This window comes from Terriglobia bacterium (assembly GCA_036496425.1).
Classification (GTDB): Bacteria; Acidobacteriota; Terriglobia; order 20CM-2-55-15; family 20CM-2-55-15; genus 20CM-2-55-15.
In genome coordinates this window covers 23,346-30,185 of sequence record DASXLG010000382.1, presented here as the reverse complement: position 1 = coordinate 30,185, position 6,840 = coordinate 23,346, and the positions used below count along the sequence as shown (strand labels likewise).

The following is a 6,840-nucleotide window of genomic DNA, read 5'->3' as shown; positions in this document are numbered from 1 at the left end:
CTGCGCCGTCCGCGTCATCTGCGGCCAAAAGGTTGGTTATTTCTCCCCGTAGCCGGAAGGGTCGTCTTTGCCGCCCGCCATCGATAGGACTTTGCCGTTGGTCTTGCCGGTCATGAACATCCCACCTTTGGAGCCGTCTTTCATGGGGCGGTAATCGATCGTGATTTTGTCGCCGATTTTCAGAGTTGTTCGTGTCCAGCCACGCCGCGCCAGGTAGTTCGGGCTCATGCCTTCGAAGCCATAACGATCTGTTCCGCCCTTGTCGTTGGGCACGTCAATCCACAGCCAGATGTGCGGATTGGTCCAGTCCACTTTGTTCACCATTCCGGTCACCGACCTCTGGGTCGTGACATCGAAGGCGGAGAACGAATGGTGCGCAAATGCGGGTGCAACGGCAGCGCCGATGACGGCGGCCGCGAGAAGTGCGATTATTAACCCACGTTTCATAGTGTCCTCGCTAATTCTTCCTGGATGCGGCGGGCAGGCTCAGATTGATTCCTGCTTTGCCGTTCGGATCAACATAGTTCCGATTGTTTTCTTCGCAAATGTACTCTGAAATCGTCCAGTTCCGATGCCGTTTTAATGTTGCCGCTGTGACGTAAGGCGTCGTCAGAGCCACCGGATCGATGATGGTTGTCTGGGTCGCCATCGTGTCCGGATCGGTCAGCTTGAACCGTTCCTCGATTTTCATCTTATCGCTGTGAGGGACGCCTTTGGCCAGTTCCACGTGGTCGTTAAAACCGACGGTATCAACCACCAGCGTGTCGCCTTCCCAGTGTCCGACCGATGTGCCGAAGAAATTCGGATCCGGATCTCCAGGCAGCGGACGGCCGTCGGTGAAGATGTGACGAACTTCGGTGTAGGCCTCGATAACAATCGTCACCTTGCCCGGCGTCAGAAGGAATTCCATCGGATAGGGTTGACTCATGATCCCCGGCATGCCGGGCGGAAGGCAGTTCGCGGTGGTGTTGTCTTCCGGTTGCAGGGTGCGGGCTGCGGCAACCCGCCTGGCTTCATATTCCGGCGTGAAGGAGGGTCCACGGGCGCCGCCGCGGGCTCCGCGTGGAGGCGCGGCGCCTCGATTTCCCGCGGGTGCCGGATTTCCGCGCGGCGCGGCTGGTGCCGGCGCTGTCCCGAAGGCGGCATTTCCGCCGCCGCCACCGCCTCGTTCCCAGACTCCGCTGAAATCCGGCAGCTTCGACATCGCGGCCCAGTCCGCCGGAGTCGGCGCTTTGTAGACAGGCTGTTGGGCGGCAAGGGCGAGCCCGGCGAGCAGCGTCAATATCTGTGTCTGCATCAATCCCCCAAATGATTTTGGCGGCTATTGTACTTGGGCTTTCAGATATTCGGCAAGTCCGCCGTACTCGAGCAGCCGCTTCATCGAGTCGGGGAACTTTGGAAAGACGTACTTCGAGTTCCCATGCCGGATCTCGCCGGCGCCCAGATCGATGGCGATTTCATCCGCTTCGCGGACGTCATTATAGAGCTCGGGGCACTCGACGATCGGAAGACCGGAATTGATCGCGTTGCGATAAAACGTCCGGGCGAACGAGCAGGCGACCACGGCCTTGATGCCGAGTCCCTGAATCGCGGTTACCGCCTGTTCGCGCGCGCTGCCGCAGCCGAAGTTGCGGCCGGCGACGAGAATCTGGAAATTCCGGAGCCTGGAACCGAACCCGTTGCCAAGCATTTCAAACGCGTGCTCCGCCAGTTTATCCGGTTCAATATAGATGAGATAGCGGCCGGCGATGATGATATCGGAGTTGATATTGTCGCCGAACTTATAAAGCTTTCCTTTAAGTTCCTGTTCCACGTCAAAACTCTCTCGGATCGCTGATAACTCCGCGAATCGCAGATGCGGCCAGAGTCGCTGGACTACATAAGTAGATGGAGGATTTATTGCTGCCCATGCGGCCTAGAAAGTTTCGGTTAGCGGTTGAGAGGCAGACCTCGCCGTCCGCCAGGATGCCACCGTCGCCAGCGCAGGCGCCGCATCCCGGGTTGGTCAGCGTGCCGCCGCTTTCGATCAGCGTTGCGAGTACTCCGGTCTTCATCGCTTCCAGCATGATCTGCTTCGAACCGGGAGTAATGATGAAGCGGACGCCGGGGTGAATGTGCCGCCCCTTCAGGATGTCTGCGGCGACCGCGAGGTCTTCGTACTTGGCGTTTGCGCAGGAACCGAGGAAGACCTGATCGATGTGCGTTCCGGCGACCTCGCCGACCGGCTTCGTGTTCTCGACTTCGTGCGGGCAGGCCACGATCGGCTGAAGCTTTGAGACATCGACCTCGATTTCCCTGGAATACGCGGCATCGGCGTCCGCCAGGATTTCCTGATAATGGCGGTCTTTTACCCGCCCTTCGAGATACTCGCGCGTTTTCCCATCGGGCGGAACGAAGGCGCACTTCACGCCCATCTCCATCGCAAGGTTCGTCATCGTCATGCGCTCCGAAATGCTGAGGTCCTGTACCGTGCTGCCGTAAAACTCGACGGATTTATAGTTGCAGCCATCGGCGCCGAGGCTCCCAATGAGATGGAGCATCAGATCTTTCGAATAAACGTTTCTGGAGAATTTACCGCTCAGCACAATCCTGTAACTCTCGGGAACCTTCATCCACAGCTTGCCGGTGATCCAGACGGAGGTGACCTCGGTATATCCGATTCCGCTGCCGAGCGCGCCGAGGCTGCCATAGATCGTGCAGTGTGAATCGGTGCCGACAATGAGGTCTCCGGGTGTGACGTGGCCGGCTTCCATCAGGACGAGATGCGCGATGCCTGCATCGACGTCGTAAAACTTTCGGATACCGTATTTCTTTACGAATTCCCGGCATTTCAGATGGTCGGCGGCGTTCTTCTCCGATTTTGCGGGTGCGATGTGGTCGAGCACGACGGCAATGCGATCCGGATCGTAGAGCTTCGTCGCACCGACCTTCTCCATTACTGTGACCGATCGCCAGGTGGCGGTGTGGCTCATCACGAGGTCGGGATAAGCATCCACGATTTGACCTGGCACGACGGATGAAAGTCCGGATTTTTTCGCGAGGATCTTCTCCGCGATGGTCCTTCCCATGGCGCTGCAATCCTAACCGAATCGGCCGGAGCGTGGGTGCACATTCATCATGTAGACGCCTATGCCAGGTACGGAATCGTCTGGGGGCCGTGCGGCAGAACGCATATGCTGGCGTCGGGGCCCGCGTGCGCGACGGCCGCAGAAACATCGCTGATCGGCTCGAAGTGCGCGGCGCGAAGTTGCTGATCCGTGAGACAGTCTGCCTTCACCAGCACTTTCGCCTTCAGTTGAATCATTGCTTGAATCTGGACCTGCCACTGGTCCGCGCGGGCGTAGCCGTAGGTGGTAATCAGGTCCAGCAATTCGCGGGGTGAGGACTTCGAAGCAAGGATCTGTCCGTAGGCGCCGTGGCTCGGAATGCCGTCTCTGCATTCGGAGGCGCAAATGATGGTGCCCCCGTCTTTCACAATTTTCGCCGCCGCAGACATGCCTTTCACGGCCTGATAGAGATTCTGATCGAGAGGGTAGCCGGAGTTGGTCGTGACAACCACGTCGAACGGCTTTTCGCACCGGCGCATGGCATTTTGCCGGGCGGCTTCACAGGCCGCGGCGTGTTCCTGCAGCAGATCGCCGGCGAAGGCGGCGATGATCTGCTGATCTCGGTTCAGAGTGACGTCCAGAGCGAAGTCGACTCCCGTCATCCGTGAGATTTCCCGCACGTCGTCGTGGACGGGATTCCCCTGAGTGATTCCCCAGGTGGCTTTGGGATGGCCGATTCGCGCTGCATTGTGCAGCGTCATGACGGTCTCCAGCCCGGCCAGCCCGGGAGCAACCATTTTTGGACCGCCGCTGAATCCCGCAAAGAAGTGCGGCTCGACAAAACCCGTTGTGATTTTGAAGTCGCTTTCGACCCAGCCTCGATTCAACAGGACGCGAACGCCGGTGGACGTATTGCCGACGTGCACGAGCGACGCATCATTACGCGCGTCGTGACAGACAATGCGGCAGCCGTTGGCGAGGCCGCGCCCAAGCATTTTCTCGATTTCGGCCGGCGTATTCGCGCGATGCGTTCCGGTTGCAATGAAGATGGTCACGTCTTGCAGGCGGATACCATTCATTTCCGAAAGCAATGCTTCAATCATCACCTGCCGCGGCTGGGCGCGCGTGATATCGCAGACCGAGATCCCGGCTTTCTGTCCCGGCTTGTAGAGATTTTTGAGCGGGGCCTTGCCGATCGGGCTTTGAATGGCCTGCCGCAGCGCGGCCATGGGGCTGGGCGCGGGCGCAACATAAACCGGTTCGATGACCGTGGTTCGGCTGTCGGGAAATTCAGCGGACAAACCGCTGGTGCCATAGTCCAAGCGTAGTTTCATAGTCCTCGATTAGGGTAAACTCGCCGTTGGATGATTGTCTATACGGGTTCCGTTGAAGACGCTCATGAACTCATTCAGTTCTTCCGGCGGGAGGTCGGGAAGCTTAAAGCTCTCCGGAAAATCGTTATCAATAGTCAGAAGACCGTCGTATCGGACGTCAACAAGGACATGATCGAATTTCCCGGCTTGACCTACGGAAACACGACACTCAACGAATTGCTTCGCGAGTTGGGAGTGATATTCAATCCCCAGACGCTCCACAACCCGAAAGCGACGGCCAGCGGCGTCAAGGAATTCGATATCAGCGCAAAGTGGACATGGGGACACGACCGGGTGATGTAATATCCTCAATCGGCAACCCAGGAGGCATCGATGATTGCTGCCATCGCTACGTTGTTACTGGCCGTCAACGCGACTCCGCTCCCGAAAGTAACCGGCCCTCTTCCCGTGACCGCCGACTCCTACCCCTTCATGGCGGCAAATCGAAGCACGCCTGCGCTTGATCTCGCGAAGGCCGGCTACAGCGAAGAAGAGTTCATTGTTTCGGGAAGCGCCAGCGTGTACGACTGGGCAACGGATGGCGCGTTGGATGTCAAAACGCCGAACGCTCCTTACGGCACACGGATTCTCGTCCGGCGTCCGTCGAATCCGGCGCGATTCAGCGGCACCGTGGTTGTCGAACTGTTGTTTCCGGCGAGGCGTTTCGATTGGGCGATGATGTGGGGATTTTCACATGACTACATCATCGATCATGGCGATGCGTGGGTCGGGATCTCGCTGCCGGCGGTTGCGGACGGTTTGAAGAAGTTCAATCCGGCCCGATATGCCGCGGTTTCCTTCCCGAACCCGAATCCTGGCGCGCCATGCGGTAATGCGCCTGCGCCGGCATCCGAGGAGGGCCTGCGCTGGGACATGATCAGCCAGGTGGGCGCGCTCCTGAAAAGCAACATGACAGGACGTCCGCTTGCAGGAATGCGGGTGCAGTACGTCTTTCTGACCACACAGGGGGCGGACGTCGCAACCTACGCCAATGCCATTCACGCAAATCTCGATAACGGTAAGCCGGTCTACGACGGATACATCATCAAGGGCGGTTTCAACATGGCGAAGATCAGCCAGTGTGCACAGGCGCCCGCGCCGAACGATCCCCGCCAGGCCATCAAGAATGTCGGAGTCCCCATCATTGAGGTCGCCGCTCAAGGCGAAATCATCGGCGGGACATATGCGTATCGCCGCGCGGACAGCGATGAGCCCAACGATCGACTCCGGCTGTATGAAGTGGCTGCGGCAGGCCACATCGACAAATATGCCTATTTCGGTTTCCCAATCCAGCAGGATCAGGTCGCGGCTGTCGGTAACGCTCAAGGCACAGTCGAGTGGCCGTTCAATGCGAAGTGTGATCCGGAAATTCCTCTGATGGATCCGAGCCTGATCGCATATGTCTTCAACGCCTCCTTTGCAAACCTCGATCAGTGGGTCCGCAAGGGCACACCGGCGCCGCGCGGCGCGCGCGTGGAGTTGAAGGATGCGGGAATGCCTCAGGCGAGCGTCGTTATGGATAAGCTCGGACATGGAATTGGTGGAGTACGCACACCGCAGATCGACGTTCCCGATGCCGCGTATTTCACGAGCAGTCCCGGACCCGGAAGCTGTCGCGAGATGGGACATAAAACGGCGTTCGATGTGGCCAGGATGATGGAGTTGTATGGCAGCCGGAAGGTGTACTCCGCCAAGTTCACGGCAGCTGTCGACCGGCTTTTGAAGGAGCACTGGCTGACCGAAGGCGACGCAAAGAGACTCAAACAGACCTTGAACGCAGGCACCAACTGATGGACAAAGCCGTAGAACGCATTCTGCGCGCGTTTGAAACCCGTTCGAACAAGGAATGGGAGCGGATGCGCGGAATGGACACGTCGGAGATGCAGCAGCATCTCGACGAGTTTCTCCTGTCGGTGGGACCCGCCACCGGACAACTCCTGAACCTGCTGGCAAAAGAAGCAAAGGCAAAGACGCTTCTCGAGGTCGGCTCTTCGTACGGCTACTCGACAGTGTGGCTGGCCGATGCGGCGCGTCAGACAGGCGGCAAGCTCATTTCCCTTGAGCTTCATGCCGGCAAACAGGAAAACGCCCGCGCGGCGATAAAAAAAGCAGGGCTCGACGGCTTCGTGGACTTTCGGCTTGGAGACGCCCGTGACCTGTTGGCGAAGCTGAAAGGGAAGGTCGACTTCGTTTTACTCGACCTCTGGAAAGATCTCTACATTCCATGCTTCGATCTCTTCTATCCCAAGCTGAGCGCCGGCGCTCTCGTGGTCGCCGACAACATGACTTTCCCCGAGTCGGCCCGGCGTCATGCGGAAGCCTACCGGAAACATATACGGAAGAAGTCCGGCATCCAATCGGTACTGCTTCCCGTCGGCAGCGGCTTGGAACTCAGCAGATATAAGTAGGGAAACTTTCAA

General features: G+C 58.5%; 8 protein-coding genes. 3 read left to right on the top strand and 5 right to left on the bottom strand.

Annotated elements, in window-relative coordinates; translation table 11 throughout:
- Positions 1-36 precede the first annotated feature (36 nt).
- The 5 genes from VGK48_28310 to larA are packed head-to-tail and all read right to left on the bottom strand — an operon-like array spanning position 37 to position 4,381.
- Positions 37-447 carry a DUF6152 family protein gene (locus tag VGK48_28310; protein HEY2385098.1) on the bottom strand — a complete coding sequence of 137 codons (411 nt, stop codon included), beginning with the start codon at positions 445-447 and terminating at the stop codon, positions 37-39.
- A gap of 10 nt (positions 448-457) precedes the next feature.
- Positions 458-1,297 (bottom strand): hypothetical protein, encoded by an 840-nt coding sequence (locus tag VGK48_28305; protein HEY2385097.1) that lies wholly within the window; start codon positions 1,295-1,297, stop codon positions 458-460.
- A gap of 24 nt (positions 1,298-1,321) precedes the next feature.
- The gene (locus VGK48_28300) at positions 1,322-1,813 is read right to left on the bottom strand and encodes a 3-isopropylmalate dehydratase (protein HEY2385096.1); all 492 of its coding nucleotides are present in this window, start codon (positions 1,811-1,813) and stop codon (positions 1,322-1,324) included.
- A 1-nt stretch (position 1,814) separates the two neighbouring features.
- Positions 1,815-3,068 (bottom strand): 3-isopropylmalate dehydratase large subunit, encoded by a 1,254-nt coding sequence (locus VGK48_28295; protein HEY2385095.1) that lies wholly within the window; start codon positions 3,066-3,068, stop codon positions 1,815-1,817.
- 59 nt (positions 3,069-3,127) lie between these two features.
- Complete coding sequence (larA, locus tag VGK48_28290; GenBank protein HEY2385094.1) at positions 3,128-4,381, bottom strand: nickel-dependent lactate racemase; 1,254 nt, start codon at positions 4,379-4,381, stop codon at positions 3,128-3,130.
- Between the two features lie 30 nt (positions 4,382-4,411).
- Between larA and VGK48_28285 the strand changes: the two genes are divergently transcribed.
- Genes VGK48_28285 through VGK48_28275 form a run of 3 tightly spaced genes read left to right on the top strand, consistent with a single transcriptional unit; the run spans position 4,412 to position 6,828 of the window.
- A complete protein-coding gene (locus tag VGK48_28285; protein ID HEY2385093.1) occupies positions 4,412-4,723 on the top strand; it encodes a hypothetical protein in 312 nt (103 codons plus the stop codon).
- 30 nt (positions 4,724-4,753) lie between these two features.
- A complete protein-coding gene (locus VGK48_28280) occupies positions 4,754-6,211 on the top strand; it encodes an alpha/beta hydrolase domain-containing protein (protein HEY2385092.1) in 1,458 nt (485 codons plus the stop codon).
- Entirely contained in the window at positions 6,211-6,828 is a 618-nt protein-coding gene (locus VGK48_28275; GenBank protein HEY2385091.1) for a class I SAM-dependent methyltransferase, read from the top strand. The genes VGK48_28280 and VGK48_28275 overlap by 1 nt, the downstream gene beginning before the upstream one ends.
- Positions 6,829-6,840 lie beyond the last annotated feature (12 nt).